Source organism: Photorhabdus sp. RM71S, from assembly GCF_042879355.1.
In the GTDB taxonomy this organism is placed as follows: Bacteria; Pseudomonadota; Gammaproteobacteria; order Enterobacterales; family Enterobacteriaceae; genus Photorhabdus; species Photorhabdus kayaii.
In genome coordinates this window covers 92,639-108,574 of record NZ_JBHFKV010000012.1, presented here as the reverse complement: position 1 = coordinate 108,574, position 15,936 = coordinate 92,639, and the positions used below count along the sequence as shown (strand labels likewise).

The window sequence follows — 15,936 nt, the reverse complement described above, 5'->3', positions numbered from 1 at the left end:
TTGGCGCTTTAACCTTAAAAGAACATTCGAACAGCTTATTTATTCATGTATTCGAGCAGCACCTATGCCTGAGTATTTACTCAAGCTAGCTGAGATTCGATGGTAATCAGGAAAAAATAAAACCAGATTAGATTAAATTTCATATGTGACCGGGGTGAGTGAGTGCAGCCAACAAAGAGGCAACTTGAAAGATGACGGGTATATATACCGGATTGTCATATCAACGTTAAATCATTAATATATTAGTACTATACCACCTCCCCTTCACAACTGATTGCCAGCGCCCTATTCAAAACCTGAGCTAAAGCCGTTTTATTCTCATTATCCTCCAATAAACTAACGGAATAGCGATTAACTTAAACAAAGTATCAGATATTACCTGTGCCCAACCTAGCGATGGATCGATATGTAAAAACGCTGGCTTTTCATCCGGCACAAAAGAAATAGCGGGAGAAGATTCTGATACAAAGTCACTGGAGGTAAATGTCTGGAGAATGCTCTTTACATTCTGAGTTGGTGGTAAAGGGCCATTCACGATCTCAATGAATTTGTTAAAAATTTGAAAAATATCATTCATGACAATTATATCCCATATTTTTCTCCTAACTTCTTGCTCTCAAAAAAAATAAAAACGGATATATCTGACATCAATTCAATATATTCATAAACTGAATGCCATGCCCCGATTAATAACAACAAATTAGCAACGTCCAATTAACATTTTTAGGATAATATTGATTAATTGACCGCAATTTTTATTAGCTTTAGCTTGCGCCCACTTATCGAAATGACATATATTCAAATTAAAGCCTATGCTCTTAATACAGATTATTATTAATTGACTCTGCAATACATCATCTTGCGGAAAGGCTTTTCTATGTTAACAACGTGAGAACGGAATCACGTAAGGGAAAATCACAATGAATAGGGAAAATATATCCGCCGATGCAGATACATTGTCATCTGCTCTTAACTGTTGCCGATTATTGTTGCAATTAGCTAAAAGTGAGGCTCAGGAACCACAGCCTCTGCTCCCCCATAACAAACTGAAACCTGCGATAAAAGAGTACGGCAAGGCACATGATGTTGATCTGGCATTATGCCGTTTAAAATTCCCCAAACTGACTCCCAAGCTGCTACCCCTAGCCTTTCGCGACAAACAGGGGGGATTTATTGTATTAGCGCGCCTTTCCACTGATCAGGCCCTAATCCAATCTCCTTATGCCGTTTCACCCGAAATACTCTCCATCAACGAGCTAGAAGCCAGATGGAGCGGGGAGGTGATCCGGTTAGGGGAAGCTTCCCTCAGATTCGATGTCTCTTGGTTTATACCCGCGTTTATCCACCATCGCCACCTCCTCGGCGAGGTACTGCTTTTTTCCCTGATGCTTCAGCTACTTGCCCTAATCACCCCTCTGTTTTTCCAAGTGGTGATGGACAAAGTGTTGGTGCACAAGGCGTTGTCGACCCTAGACGTATTGGTGATAGTGCTGGCAGTGGTTGGGCTGTTCGAGGTGGTGCTCCGGGGGCTACGCGAATACCTCTTTGCCCACACCGCCAACCGCATCGATATCACCCTAGGGATCAAGCTGTTCCGGCACCTACTCGGCCTGCCCCTGCTTTACTTCAAACACCGTCAGGTAGGCGCTATCATCACCCGGGTGCAGGAGCTTGATAGCATTCGTGACTTCCTGACCGGCTCCATGCTAACCCTGTGCGTGGACCTAGCCTCCGCCTTTGTCTTTTTCGGGGTAATGGTCTGGCTGTCGCCGTCCCTAACCTGTATGGTACTGGCGGTATTGCCCCTCTATTTTCTGCTAGCTTGGCTAAGCGCCAAACCACTGCAACAGCGCATCGAACAACAGTTCCAAACGGCTGCCCTCAATACCTCATTCCTGAACGAATCCGTCAGCGGCGCTGAAACCATCAAGAGCCTGGCGGTAGAACCCAGGATGCAACGGCGCTGGGAATCCCAAACCGCGAGCATGGTCGAAGCCGGTTTCCGCACTCAGACCCTCAACAGCTTCATCAGCCACGGGGTTATGCTACTACAGAAGACGACCGGCGTCGGGATCATCTGGCTGGGTGCCAACATGGTGATCTCTCTGGAGCTCACCATAGGCCAACTGATCGCTTTCAACATGATGGTGTCCCACGTCAACCAACCCATCGCCAAACTAATCGACCTGTGGCAACAGTTTGTCCAAACCCGGGTCGCCGTCGACAAGCTCGGTGACATACTCAACCTGCCCGTCGAGCAGGAGCAGGGAAACATCCATCCTCAGCAACCACTCTCCGGCGATCTGCAAATACGCAACCTGGTGTTCCGCTACCAGCCCCATCAAGCCCCAGTGTTGCAGGGGGTTACCCTGCATATCAGGTCCGGCGAGAACCTGGGCATAGTCGGTCCCTCCGGTTCGGGTAAGAGTACGCTGGCCCGCTTATTACAGAAGCTCTACGTTCCGGACGAGGGGGAGATCTTGATCGACGGCACCCCCCTACACCAACTGGACCCCGGCTACCTGCGTAGCCAGATTGGGGTGGTACTACAGGAGAACTACCTGTTCAACCGTAGCGTGCGCCACAACATAGCATTTAAGGACCCCTCCGCCTCGCTGGAGAAAGTGATGGCCGTCGCCAAGCTGGCAGGCGCGCATGACTTTATCCTGCAATTACCGCTGGGCTATGACACGGTACTGGCCGAGGCTGGCAGTTCCCTATCGGGAGGACAGCGCCAGCGCATTGCCATCGCCCGCGCACTGATGGCTAACCCCAAGATTTTAATCTTCGACGAGGCGACCAGTGCCCTCGATGACGAATCCCAAGCGCTGATCCAGGCCAACATGGCCGAGATCGCGCTAGGGCGCACCGTCATCATCATTGCCCACCGCCTGTCCACGGTGCGTCACTGCGATCGCATTATCACTTTGGAGCAGGGTCTTATCACCGAATCAGGCAACCATCACCAACTACTGGTCAAGGGCGGCCGCTACGCCAAGCTGTGGCAGATGCAACAGGAATTACGAAAGGAGACGGAGCCATGTCATTCAAGAAACACCTAAAAACCGTCCTCCGGGCTTGGCAGCGGGAGCGTAACGCTCCCAAAGCGACGAAGCGCACCCGCGACGAGTACGAGTTTCAGCCCGGCTACCTGGAGATCGTTGAACGACCTCCCGCGCCTTGGGCAAGGTGCACGGCAATGGCGCTGACCCTGTTTCTGTTGGTGGTTCTACTCTGGTCCATCATCGGTCACCTAGACATCCATGCCAACGCAACAGGCAGGCTGCTGGTGTCCAGCCACTCTAAGGTGATCCAATCCCTTGAAGCCGGCGAGATTGTGGCGATTCACGTGCGTGACGGACAAAAAGTGAAGACTGGGGATGTGCTGATCAAACTCAACCCCATAGGAGTCGAGGCCGAGCTAAAGGAGCTACAGGAGAAACTTAACTTCAAGCGGCTGGAGATGGCTAGACTACAGGCCCTGCTAACCGATACCCCCATTGAGCATTTCGCCGTACAGGAAAGTATGCCACAGGCACAGGTCAAGCTAGCCAGAGAGCACCTGGTCAGTATCTGGAAAGAGGTTGTCGCCAATCTAGAAAGCCTGGACAGCGAGATGAGCGTTAACCAAGCGAGCCAAAGTGCACGTAGCGCCGATATCACCGCGCTGGAAAAGCTGATGACCAATATCAAAGTGCGCCTTGAAGCCCGTCGTACCTTGGCCGCCAGCAAGCTATTGCCCAAAGTCGAGCTACTGGAGCAAGAGAAGGAGAAGCTGGAAATCGAACGCACCCTTTCTCAACAGCATGCCGAGCTGACCGTCCTCAAGGAGCAATATCAGGTACTGAAAGAGAGCCGGGACCGCTACCTGGCCAAGACCCGCCGGGAATATTACGACCAGATAAACGAAACTCAGACCGCTATCGCGGTCATGACACAACAGTTGATAAAGGCCGGCGAGAGGCGGCGGCTGCAAAGCCTGCGGGCACCTGTCGACGGCGTAGTACAACAGCTAGCGATCCACACCTTGGGAGGTGTAGTGCAATCGGCCCAGCAACTAATGGTGATCGTGCCCGATGATACCTCTCTGGAAGCCGAAGTGATGGTGTTGAACAAAGATGTGGGGTTCGTGCACGCCGGTCAGCCGGTGGAAATTAAGGTCGACTCCTTTCCCTATACCCGCTATGGAACTATACGGGGTAAGGTCGCCCACGTCTCCAAGGATGCTGTCAAGGATGAGCAGCTAGGCCTGGTATTCCCCGCACAGATCCAGATGGAACGCTCCTCTATCGCAGTGGACCAGCATGAGGTACCGCTACAGGCAGGCATGAGTGTCACCGCGGAAATCCGCACCGGTGATCGGCGGGTGATCGACTACCTACTCAGCCCACTACAACAGTACCAGTCCGAAGCATTGAGGGAACGATAATGTCAACCATCGAATCTATTCTGTCGGAACCGATCATCGCCGACGCGTCCAAGGCGGTAGCGGATGGCGGCCTCCTGGCCCTGACCCATGCCGCCCGCCATTTCAACTTGGCGGTGGAACCGGAACAACTAAGCCACCGTCTCGGACGCCCCCAAGGGGTCTCAGATAGCCAGGACTTATGCCGCTGCGCCCAGTGGATCGGCTTGAGGGCACGCTACATCTCCACAGATATGAGCCGTCTTGATACCCTGCCCCTTCCTATCCTGCTGGATACGGAACAGGGCTGGCAGGTGCTAGAGAGAGTCGAAGGCGAATTCATTACCTTGTATCAGCCAAGCGCGGGTAAGATATGTCGCTATCCCCGAACCCTCTTCGCTAGCCATTGGCAAGGCAGCGCCGTGCTGCTGGCGGAGGCGACCGAACCGCCGAAACGGCAGCGGTTTGGCTTCGGCTGGTTCGTGCCTTCCATCCGCAAACATGTCAGCCAGTTTAGGAACGTAATCCTAGTGTCTCTGATGCTACAGGTGATCGCCCTGGTGACCCCCATACTGTTCGAGAACGTGATCGATCGGGTGCTGGTCAGCCGCAGCCTATCGAGCCTGCAGGTGCTAGGAATCGCCATGTTGGCTCTGGCTTTGTTCGAGCCCGTCTATGGTTTCCTTCGTTCCTGGCTATTCACCAACCTGGCCAGCAAGGTCAACTCCGAGCTCTCCGGCCGCCTCTATCAGCACCTAATGGCCTTGCCTATGAGCTATTTCCAACAGCGTCAGACCGGTGAGATCATCGCCCGGGTGCGCGAGATGAACCAGATCCGCCAATTTCTCACCGGTTCAGCGCTAACTATGGTGCTGGATTTGGCCTTCGTCGGCCTGTTTATCGCCGTGATGTTCTCCTACGCCACCGAGCTAACTTGGCTGGTGCTCGGTTCTCTCGTGCTCTACTTCCTGTTCTGGCTAAGTGTCGGGCCTGTACTGCGTACCCGGGTATTGCGAGAGTACGAGCTAGGGGCCGACAACACCGCCTTCCTTACCGAGTCAATCACCGGCATTGAAACCATCAAAACCAACGCCACTGAATCCGGCTTCCTACACCGCTGGGAGCGGCAGCTATCTGCCTTCGTCCGCGCCTCATTCCACGCCAAAGTGGTGGGGATCTTGGCTGGTCAGGGAATCGACCTCATCCAGAAGCTAACCTCCGCCCTACTATTGCTGTGGGGCGTTACTCTAGTCATGGAGGGCAAACTCAGCCCAGGGGAGCTGGTCGCTTTCAACATGCTCTCGGAACACGTGACCCAGCCGATTCTGCGTCTGGCCCAAGTCTGTCAGGATTTCCAGCATACCCTGATCTCGATGCGCAGGATTGGCGACATTCTTGATGAGGAGGGGGAAAGTGGCAATGGCGGCCTGGCCTCCGTACCCAAGCTACAGGGAGGGGTGAGTTTCAGAGGCGTGCGTTTTCGTTACAACGAGGATGGTCGGGAGGTGTTACGCAACCTCAATATCGAGATTCATCCCGGCGAATTCATCGGTATCACAGGGCCGTCCGGCTCGGGCAAATCCACCTTGGCTCGGCTGTTGCAGCGCCTCTATGTACCTCAGCACGGCCAGGTGTTGGTGGATGGGATAGATTTGGCAATCGCGGATCCGGTGGCACTGCGCCGCAACATGAGCGTCGTGCTGCAAGAAAGCGTGCTGTTTGCTGGCAGCATCGCCGAGAACATTCGTTTATGTCGGCCCCAGGCCAGCGATGCGGAAATGTATGAAGCAGCGACTTTGGCCGGTGCCGATGGTTTTATCAAGGCGCTGGACCGAGGCTATGAGACCCAAGTCGGCGAGCGTGGCGGCCAACTCTCCGGGGGGCAACGCCAACGCATCGCCCTAGCCCGAGCACTACTGACCAATCCGGGAATATTGCTACTGGATGAAGCCACTAGCGCCCTGGACTACGAGTCGGAAGCGGCAGTAATGACCAACCTACAACGCATTGCACAAGGCCGCACAGTGATAAGCGTCGCCCATCGCCTTAATACCCTGCGCCATGCCCATCGAATTCTGGTGATCGACCAAGGTCAAGTGATCGAACAGGGCAGCCATGAGCAACTGCTCGCCTTGAACGGGCTTTATGCCCGACTGTGGACCTTGCAGATGAAGGATTCTTAGATCACAGGCGGCCAACCGTGTCCGCCATAACCAGCCATTCTTAAAGCGTTGTAATCCGTAAATATCAAAGTAGGATTTTCCTAAGGAGAACCATTATGCCCAATAACAGCTATCAATCGCTGCTCGCGTCTGCGCAAGCGACCTTTAGAGAGATGAGGAGCAAACCGAAAATCCAAATGCTGGTCCAAGAGATCAAGAAGGGGTTCCGTGAAAATGGTCACAAATGGACCCTTAAGCTGATCCAGCAGCAGAGAATGCTGGAACAGACGCTGGAGAAAAACGCTTATTGGCACTACAGTAATGACAGACCGGTCGGCATCAGTAGCCTCGACAAAAACGAGCAACAGGCATTTGTCAGTTATATCAAAACACTGACAACACGCATCACGACAGTCGACATCTTAGTACAAGGCAATGAGAAAACAGCGCTATCTTCGCAAACGGATGACACCCTAGGCAATGCCGAAGCTTTCCGGATGCTGCCCAAGGATTTTGCGCAACGTTATGGTGCCCGCGGCAAGCTTGGTGCGCGACTGACCATCAACGTTAGCAAGGCGCATTTCAACTTGCTTGCCCGGGCGTTGCCCCAGTTGTTCAATGATGACAATCGCGGCTGGCTGGAACAGGCCAAGATCATGGGGCCGAAAAATCTGGGCAGCCGTACCGACCAAGCCGTGATCTACCTTTCCAGAGCCGGGGTCGAGCATGCTCAAACCATCAGCGCAAAGCTTAGCGAACTGTTACCGGCAACAGCCTTTGTCGAACACACCCCGACTGGTATGTATCGCGTGGGCAAAGGCATTTCCTACTCTGAAACAGCCGAGGGTGGATCGAGCAGTCACGGTCAGTCCCGAGCACAACTGATTGCCGCAGCGGGTACACAGTCCTTACTTACCGATATTCCAATCGAGAAAGCCCTGACGTATACCTTGCAGACGCGCGGGTACGATGTACACATTCCAGCGTTGCTCTCACAAACACTACGGGATAGCGAGCTCAAGGGGAAGCTGGTGCCCATGAGTGGCGGTTCCGAGCCTCGTCAGAGCAGCGCCGACATCCATCAGTTCACCGCCGATCCTGTGTTGTTCGCCAAATCCAACACCATCAGTGCCGAGACATTAATCAGGTCGGGGAGTCTCCCGGCTGAAGGGAACGCCCAGCTAGTGAAAATCCGATCAGGCTTGTACGAGCTCGAATACACCGATCGAAGCGCTAATGATGATGTAGCAACAAGCGTTAACAGCATACCAGCGTATTTTCTCAACTACGACAGCGCCGACCAGGCCAATGCATCACCAGCCTACGTAGACATTCCTAAGCATGAGATCGCGGAGAGCTTTCTATTTACCGGAACGCTATCGGGCAGTTCGGGGGTGGTGACCAGCCTCGATGCCAACACCTACCGGGTCTACCACGACGGCCGAGTCAACAGTTCGCTGCTATACGATAACGTGGTGATGGCAGTGGACTACAAAGATTACCGGGTAGCTGCCACCACCAAAAGCCTCGCTGTGGCGTACATGCAGTATGTCAATGGTGAATGGCAATTGGTGTTCCAGCGCCAGGAGTATCAGCAAGACGGCCAGATGAGCTGGACAAAGCGGCGCGGCGGTGAAGAACCGCTCTCGATCCAGATCGCGGACAGCCAAGTGGTTAAACGCAACCAAGCTCAATTCGCCACTTACCGTGAGCAAGTTCACCAACGACTAAAGAAAGTCGCTGCCCAGTTCGGGGTGTCAGTCGAAGGGATCACCGATGGTGTATACACAGAGGGTGAATTTTCTCCTGATCATCCAGCAATTGCCGAGTGGACTCAGTTACATGCCGAGGTTGACAACAGGATCAACGCGGATATCAAGCAGCTAGTAGACAAACGAAGCAAACTCTATGAGGAGCAACACAATACCTCTCAGCACGCCCTGATTGACCAACAGATAAAGCAGATAGATATCACTCTGGAGTTCTACAAAGCGCAATACGATACGATCCTGCGTGAAGCGAGCTTCGTCGAACAAAGCTGGTTATGGCAGCAGATCAAGTCCAAGAACGGCGTGGCCGCTGTGGTACGGATTGACGATATGTCCATCCAGAACGGTGGGCAGGAGAACATCAACAACGTGGGCGAGCGTTATGCGATCGCCGAGGCTTACCAGCATAATGTGCAAGATGCCGCGTTTGCTGATGGTCTGCGCAACTTCCGCGATATCAGTATCCCGGAGGTGTACGACAGAATGTCAGCCCTGGAGATGAAGCGCCTGTTTCTCGAAGGTCAGCTTACCCCCGAGCAACTGGGTGCCTTGAGCGCTCGCATTACCGAAACTAGCCAGGCTGAATACATCAATAAGGTATTGAAGTGGACTGCTGTGTACAGCGAGGACTTTCATCGCGCCGGTAGCAGCTTCGACCGTCTGATGCCGCAAGACTTCTATCTGTCGCTGACTGGCGATAAGTCCGGCGGCCGTTGCTACCTCTTGGTCAGGGCGATGGCTGTAGCGCTGGCTAGCAGCGGCGAAGCGGGTATCAACAGTCTGGTGGAAAAACTTTTTCTGGCCGCCGCCGATCCCCAAGCGGGCAGTTCCACGCTACTGAAAAACAGTCTACTCAGGCTACACTCCAATATTGAGGCCACGCAAGCGTCAACAGCGCGGGGGCAGGTCAGATTGTCCGAGATGGTTTCCTTACTGAGAAAAGCAACCGGGACCTCGACATTTGCGCTCAATACCCCGAATCATTCAATGATGGTGGGGAGTACGGTCGGAGCCAAAGGGCGTCGTTACTATTTCTATGACCCGAATGTCGGGATTTTTGCCTTCGACAACGCCGCCAACTTCTCCCAAGCCATGAAGCAACACTTGGTAGAGCACAAACTGGCCGTTCACTACGGTTCGCTTAGCAGCCAGTCGGCCCCTGTCTTCAATCTGGTGGAGATCGATGCCAGCAAAATGGCCAAGGTGCCGGTAGGTAACGGCCTGGATGTGGCCGACTTAACCCGCCCCGGTGAGCTGGCTACGGTCATAGAGCAACGGCGGCAGGTTGAGCAGACACTCAACGCCCAGACACGGATTACCGAGGATACCCAATTGCATACCGCGTTGGTGACCCTCGATGCCGAACAGTGGGGAGCAAGGTTCGTCGAGGCCAATACAAGGCTCGCCCAAGAAAACAATCTTGACCAGCGCTGGATGCCGGTGATTGGCAATACCGAGGATCAAGGTGAAGGCCGCTATCGGGTCCAGTTCATCAATCGCGACCAGCCCGAGGAGACCCGTTGGGTGAGCAGCAGCGATGCCACCTTTATCGAATTCCGCCGCTTTGTCGATGAACATGTGCTCACCCTAGGCCAACATTTCACCCTCGAACACAGCCAGATACAGCCCAAAGGCGGTATCGGCGAAGCAGCTCTAGTTGATGGGCTAAACGCCGGGTTTGCGATACAGACATTGATCCAATGGTTTGCCGACAAGAACCGCAACGATGCGGCACGTGGTATCGCTTCGCCTGATCTGTCCACCGCGCTCAAGGTCCACAGCTATCTCAATCTTGTCCAGATGGCTCACGGTGGCGTACAGGACGTGACTAAGGTCACCGAACTGGTGCGTACGGCGTTGCGCAGCGAAGTGGTGGCCGCCGAAACTTCACTCAAGGACTTTACCTCCATCCTGGGGCACACCGTCAATGAAGGCGCAGGCGTGCTGTTTGGCGGCGCTATGGTCGGCCTGGATGCTTATGAGCTGGCCCACGCTGAGAACGATGTGCAGAAGGCGGTGTTCGGTACCCAGCTTGCGTTCGACTCGGCTAGCTTCGTCACTGGTACAGCCGGAGTGGGAGCTGGTTTGATCGGTGCCTCAACAGCGAGCGCTGTGCTCGGTTCTGGAGGAGTGATCCTTGGCGGGCTCGCAGTGGGCTTTACGGCACTGGCGCAAGCCTTTGGTGCGGTTGCCGAGGATGCCAAGGCGGTAGGCCGTTACTTCAACACGCTCGACAATGCCTATAAAGGCAATGGATATCGGTATGACAACGAAAAGAAAGTGCTGGTGCCCCTGGCTGGGGCTGTGATCAAAACCCTGGATTTGCGCCAGAATCAGATCGACTTCGACAGCCAGTACATTTACCGTACCCATTCCGGCTCTACCGGTTCGGGAAGAATCAATTATTTCTTCTGGATAGGCGACTTTCCAAAGATGGTCCATGACCGCAACCAAGCGATCGAGGTTCGTAGTGGGATCGGTTACAAGGACGTTTCCCACAGGCTCGACCACAGCGACAGCAACGTGCTGATCCTGCCGGGTACCCCAAAGTCCTTCATCAGTTACGAATACATGCAGCTCCCCGGCGCAACTACGCGTCATGATGCCGGTTTTGATGTGATTCGCAGGCTTGAAGAGGATAAGCGGTTCGACTACGACTTCTACATCTTTCCGGGGGAGGTTACGATCCGTAGGATTCATCAGGAGTATGTGGCGACAGCAATCGAAGTGGTGCTCGACCAGCGCAACCGGCAACTGATAGTGACCGAGCTGCCCAAGGAACTGCATGGCTACCTGCACTACGAGATCAAGGGCGCAGGTGGTGAATACCTGATTGGGCTGAACGAAGGCACCAGCGTGAAGCTCATGAACGATGGTGGCAGCGCCCCATCGCGCTGGATTATCGACAGCAGCCAACTCGCCAGTGACAGTATCAGTGTGTTGAAGAACCGACTGATAGTTGGTGGAGTGGTAGTCGAACTCGATTCAGACCAGAAAGGGCAGGTGCTGGTGGTCAACCGCAAGGGCGAGGTGCGAAAAGTCGACTTCTCCGACCTGACAACTCAGGTAATAAGCGAAGATGCAAGCAAGTGGCAGGTGCCGGGCCATAGCATTGAGCAGCACCTGAGTGATCTAGCCAAGGCGCATAAGTTACACGGGCAGTATGTGGTGGTGGAGAACTACAACCACAACGGGCGTGATGTTGGTCGGGCGTTCTACGACATAACCAACGAGCGGATGCTGTTCACCGACACCACCCACGAACAGGCCGGGCATGCCCAACTGGGAGCAGTGATGGACAACCATGCTTATTTCTACGACGCCAACAATGCGGCGGCGTGGCGGGTAGACATCGCCACTGGACAGATCGACGCACAATTTGAGCCTTGGTTCAACCAGAATGCGGGCCAGATCAGTCGGCTATGGCAAGAGGGGGATGCGGTCTATCTGGCGCGCCGTTATCAGCTAAAGGGAAGGGAAGCTGAACTGAGTTATCGGATCTTTGGTGACCGAATGGAGTTGGTCAGCGCGGTGGGTGATGATGCGCTACTCCAGCTTTCGGCACGTACCGGCCAGCATAGTGATGAGCTCAAGACTATACTCCAGAGCTACGAGCACAATAGCATTCAACGTGAGACTCCGACGTATACGTTGGGCGCACGGCTGATCCAGCCGACCAGTGCGGTGCTGGTCACGGTGTTCGGCATGGATGCGGCTGGCGTGGCACACCGCTACTGGATACGCACCAGCGACGGGACGCTGATCAAGCCGAATCTGGCGCCCCCGGCGGATCAGACCTTGCACTTTGAAGCACACGAACAGGCCCGCAGCGCCTGGCCGATCCCGGCCGATCTGGTGTTGGCAGGCAGCATTCCCCACCCTGCGGGCACAGAAGTATTCTTCTTTTACAGCAAGGAACAGAAAGCTCTGTTCCGTCAGGAAGGTCCCGGCCAGACTGTTCTCGATGCCAACCATCCCAGTGCATTGCGCATCAACACGCCAGCGTTGGCTAATCTGGTCAACCTGAACGGTAACCTGCTCGCCATCACCGAAGACGGTCGTGTGGCCCGGCTTGATGCACTGGGTCAGCTTAATTACGAAGCGATCAACGAGCATTGGCTCAAGGGGCGTACTCACTGGTGGCAGGATCTGGACAACGTCACCGACGGCAAAGCCACTCTAGCGGTGTTCGGGATCAAGGGTTCCGACGATAAAAACCTACTGCCGGTGTGGTACCACAACGGTCAGGTGGTGGTGGCTTCGGCGGCACTGTCAGGCAAATCGTTGCAATTTCTGGGATTCGAACCAGATGGTACCTCCGCGCGTCTCTTCGAGCCCGAAAGCGGCAAACTATATCGTCAACCAGCCATGACCGCGAATACATTAGCCACGGCTTTTGGTAGCACCGGCCAGATGCTTAGCGCCTCGACGCAACTTCCCGCTGCCAGTGAGTTGACGCCAGAATTACATCTCAAGGCGGCGCAACAGGTCGATACCGGCATGCGCCTGATCACGGTCAAGGGCGAGATCTTGCTGCGAACCAACAACGGCGAGTTGCAGCTAGTTGGCGTTGACAAAGGCTGGCAACAAAACAACTTGGCCCAACTACCACAGGCGCTCACCAAACTCGCCAACCAGTGGCAAGCCAAAGGGGTTCTGACTTTACAGGACAATCAGGCGCCAGGCTGGTTCGATATCGGCAGCAGTCAGATGTTTTCGGGGAATGGAATCCCTGTCTCGAACAATCTGCGCTTTGTGGGGATCGCCGCAGGCGAAAAGGCGGCATATGTGTACAGCCCGACGGCCCAAACACTGTATCAGATCAAGGACGGCGGTGCGCAAATGCTCAACAAGTTTACGGGCGTGGAACGTGTCGGTTCGTCCCTTCTGCTTCAAGGCGGAGGAGTTGGCGGCAGTAAAGATGATCTGACGCCACCAATCATTGCCGGTGTCGACAGTCTGGTGCTGCATGGCGGAGCCGATAGCGATACCTACCGCCTCAGCAAGGTGATGTGGTCCCATTACCGTATAGTGGTCATCAACAACAATGACTCGGGACTGGCTCCAGACCGCCTGATCCTGCCGTTGGCTGATCCGAAGAGCATTCTGGTGAGCCGCCGGGATGACGACTTGATGTTAACCGATTCTAGTAACGAAACAGCTCTGGTGGTGCGTCAGGTATTTGGCAGTCAGGCTATGGCCCATCGGCATCTACAAATCGAGCTGGAAGGCTCCTCGTCGGTGATCAACGTGGACCACCTGATCGAGGGCTTTACCCAACGGAGTTACACCAAGGAAGGTCTGATGGAACTGTCTTGGGCCAGCCAACAACCCGTCATCACAGCCCATGCCGTTGCCACTGTCCCAGACATAGAGGGACCGAGCTTGGCGAAGCTGAGTGGAGCTATGGCTTCGTTCCCTGATACCGGCGGTGCCCGCGAGCACCTGCCGCAAAACCGTCAAGCCATGCAGACAGTGCTGGTGCCATCGCTGCTTTAAGGTAGCACGAGAAATAACAGAAGGGGCGAAATGCCCTTTCTGTTCAGACCACTGACAAATCTCCTTCTTGATATTTATGCTGTTGCGGCCAACAAACACAGTATTTGGGCATTCCGTAAGCTACGGAAACGGGCATAACAGTACGCTCGGGGTTATTTTTACGGAGATCTCGCGTAATTTGAGATAAAGTAGATAAAAAGTAGAAATGTTATTTTGATAATAATGCCCTTCACATTAATTTGTTTACTGTGAAAATTTTTTCTAATATATATTCCGTCAATATAGTCACTAAAGGTTTCGAAACAAAATTCAAAACCTGAATTTATACAAATATGAAATTTAGATTATTTAATTGTGCCTTTTAGAAACTACCTAATTGACAAATGGTCATTAATATTACGTATGGATTTTTTTGAAAATAAGAAATCAGGTTTCAAATCTAAAATTAAAAACATAAGAATATTTTAAAATTGCAATATAATCAATGTGATAGTTTAGAATGCATTATTACATATAAATTTATATTCCTCAGAAAATACTTTCCTATTTTATAAAATAAATCCACAATATTACCAAGATTAAAATAAATATTTTTTAGCTTCAAAATTTTGACAAATTTTATAAAGGCGATACACTTAATGTGCAAGTTATAAAATCATGTAAATTATAAAACTATTAAAGAGGGTATTTTTATGTTCAAGAAATTATTGGTAGTTGGAGCATTAGTATCAGGTATTGCATTAACTGGAGGAATTGGGACTGCATCGGCAGATGTACCGCCTGATAATTGGACCAAGTGTAATTCTTCAGATGTATACATCTCCTATAGAGATGGCTGGCTATATACTTATTATCTTGTTCAAGATAGTAGCTCTTTTGCTAATGTATATTATGATACAGTGAATGGTAAAAGTGTTAAATGGTATTTTAAAGGTATTGATTATTTATCATCTTGTAAAAAATATGTTGGTAAATATGAAGGCAGAGATGCAAATTGATAAAATTTCACCGAAAACCCTCATTCATAGGATTTTTTGTATATCATCTTTCTTCATAAAAAAAGATATCCCAGAAGACCTCTTCCGACTTAAATTATCTTAATTTTTGTATAAAACTTAAGATAAGGTAGAGAAAAAGCAGAGATGCTAGTTTGCTAAAATCCCTTTCACAATAAGAGGTTTACTGTGAAGGGGGTTTTTCTAATATACATTCCGTCAATATAATCACTAAAGGTTTAAAAATAAAAATGCACAACCTGAACTCATATTTATATGAATTCAGGTTATTCAGTTACGCCTTTTGAAAACCGTCTAATCGATAGGAAGCCCTTAATATTGCAGGGAGGTTTTCTTTTAAAGAAGAAGTTAGATTTCCAACCTAAAATGAAAAATATAATAAACTTTTAAATTTGTAATAAATAACTTTCCAAAATGGTGCTACACCTTATCTACTAACAACCCTATGTATAACAATGGGTTGAAGGAAACCACGTGTAGCGGAATTATGAAACCTTATTTATAATCTATGTGATGATTCAGCACGCATTATTACATGTGAATTCATATTAACCAAAAAATACTTTTCATTTAATAAAATAGAATTTCAATATTACCAATATTAAAATAAATATTTTTACAAATTCAAAATTTTGACAAATTATATAAAAGCGATACACTTAAGATACCAGTTATTAAAGGGAGGCATTTTCATGTTCAAGAAATTATTATTAGTTGGGGCATTAGCAACAGGTATTTCATTAACTGGAGTAATTGGGTCTGTATCGGCAAGCGTACCTAGTAGTTGGAGCAGTTGTTATTCTTCGCCTGTATACACTTCCAATAATGGCAAGTTATATACTCAATATATTGTTAAAAATAGTAAAGTTTTTCCTAATACATATGACAGTAATGGGATTAGATGGTATTTTAAAGGCTCTAATACATTATCTTGTAAAGAAAAAAGTAAAAAAGTCACCAAATATGTCGCTAAATATGAAGGTAGAAAAACCAAAAAGTCTCATTAAAAGCTTTTAGATCGCTGACAAACCTCGTTAAAAATAACGAGGTTTTTGCTTTTATCATGAATAATATTTACTGCATTC

Annotated in this window: 7 protein-coding genes and 1 pseudogene; 7 read left to right on the top strand and 1 reads right to left on the bottom strand. The window is 51.1% G+C overall.

Annotation, left to right across the window (positions count from 1 at the left end; all coding sequences use genetic code 11):
- Window positions 1-106 (top strand): annotated as a pseudogene (locus ACGF5R_RS09305) (IS1595 family transposase); the annotation flags it as partial.
- Window positions 107-301: 195 nt separating this feature from the next.
- Here ACGF5R_RS09305 and ACGF5R_RS09300 read toward each other — a convergent pair.
- A complete protein-coding gene (locus ACGF5R_RS09300) occupies window positions 302-577 on the bottom strand; it encodes a hypothetical protein (RefSeq protein WP_112879116.1) in 276 nt (91 codons plus the stop codon).
- 343 nt (window positions 578-920) lie between these two features.
- Here ACGF5R_RS09300 and ACGF5R_RS09295 point away from each other — a divergent pair, with 343 nt between their 5' ends.
- The 6 genes from ACGF5R_RS09295 to ACGF5R_RS09270 all read left to right on the top strand — a co-directional run bounded on the left by ACGF5R_RS09295 (window position 921) and on the right by ACGF5R_RS09270 (window position 15,858).
- On the top strand, window positions 921-3,062 hold the full coding sequence (locus tag ACGF5R_RS09295; RefSeq protein WP_112879115.1) for a peptidase domain-containing ABC transporter: 2,142 nt from the start codon (window positions 921-923) through the stop codon (window positions 3,060-3,062).
- Window positions 3,041-4,429, top strand: a complete 1,389-nt coding sequence (locus ACGF5R_RS09290) for an HlyD family type I secretion periplasmic adaptor subunit (RefSeq protein ID WP_387690568.1) — start codon at window positions 3,041-3,043, stop codon at window positions 4,427-4,429. The genes ACGF5R_RS09295 and ACGF5R_RS09290 overlap by 22 nt, the downstream gene beginning before the upstream one ends.
- On the top strand, window positions 4,429-6,588 hold the full coding sequence (locus tag ACGF5R_RS09285) for a type I secretion system permease/ATPase (RefSeq protein WP_387690566.1): 2,160 nt from the start codon (window positions 4,429-4,431) through the stop codon (window positions 6,586-6,588). Before ACGF5R_RS09290 ends, ACGF5R_RS09285 begins: the two co-directional genes overlap by 1 nt.
- A gap of 95 nt (window positions 6,589-6,683) precedes the next feature.
- Window positions 6,684-13,835, top strand: a complete 7,152-nt coding sequence (locus tag ACGF5R_RS09280; RefSeq protein ID WP_387690564.1) for a TcdA/TcdB pore-forming domain-containing protein — start codon at window positions 6,684-6,686, stop codon at window positions 13,833-13,835.
- A 692-nt stretch (window positions 13,836-14,527) separates the two neighbouring features.
- Entirely contained in the window at window positions 14,528-14,833 is a 306-nt protein-coding gene (locus tag ACGF5R_RS09275) for an LCI family antimicrobial peptide (RefSeq protein WP_387690562.1), read from the top strand.
- Between the two features lie 710 nt (window positions 14,834-15,543).
- Window positions 15,544-15,858, top strand: coding sequence for an LCI family antimicrobial peptide (locus ACGF5R_RS09270; RefSeq protein ID WP_387690560.1), 315 nt, complete (start codon window positions 15,544-15,546; stop codon window positions 15,856-15,858).
- The last annotated feature ends 78 nt before the right edge of the window (window positions 15,859-15,936 follow it).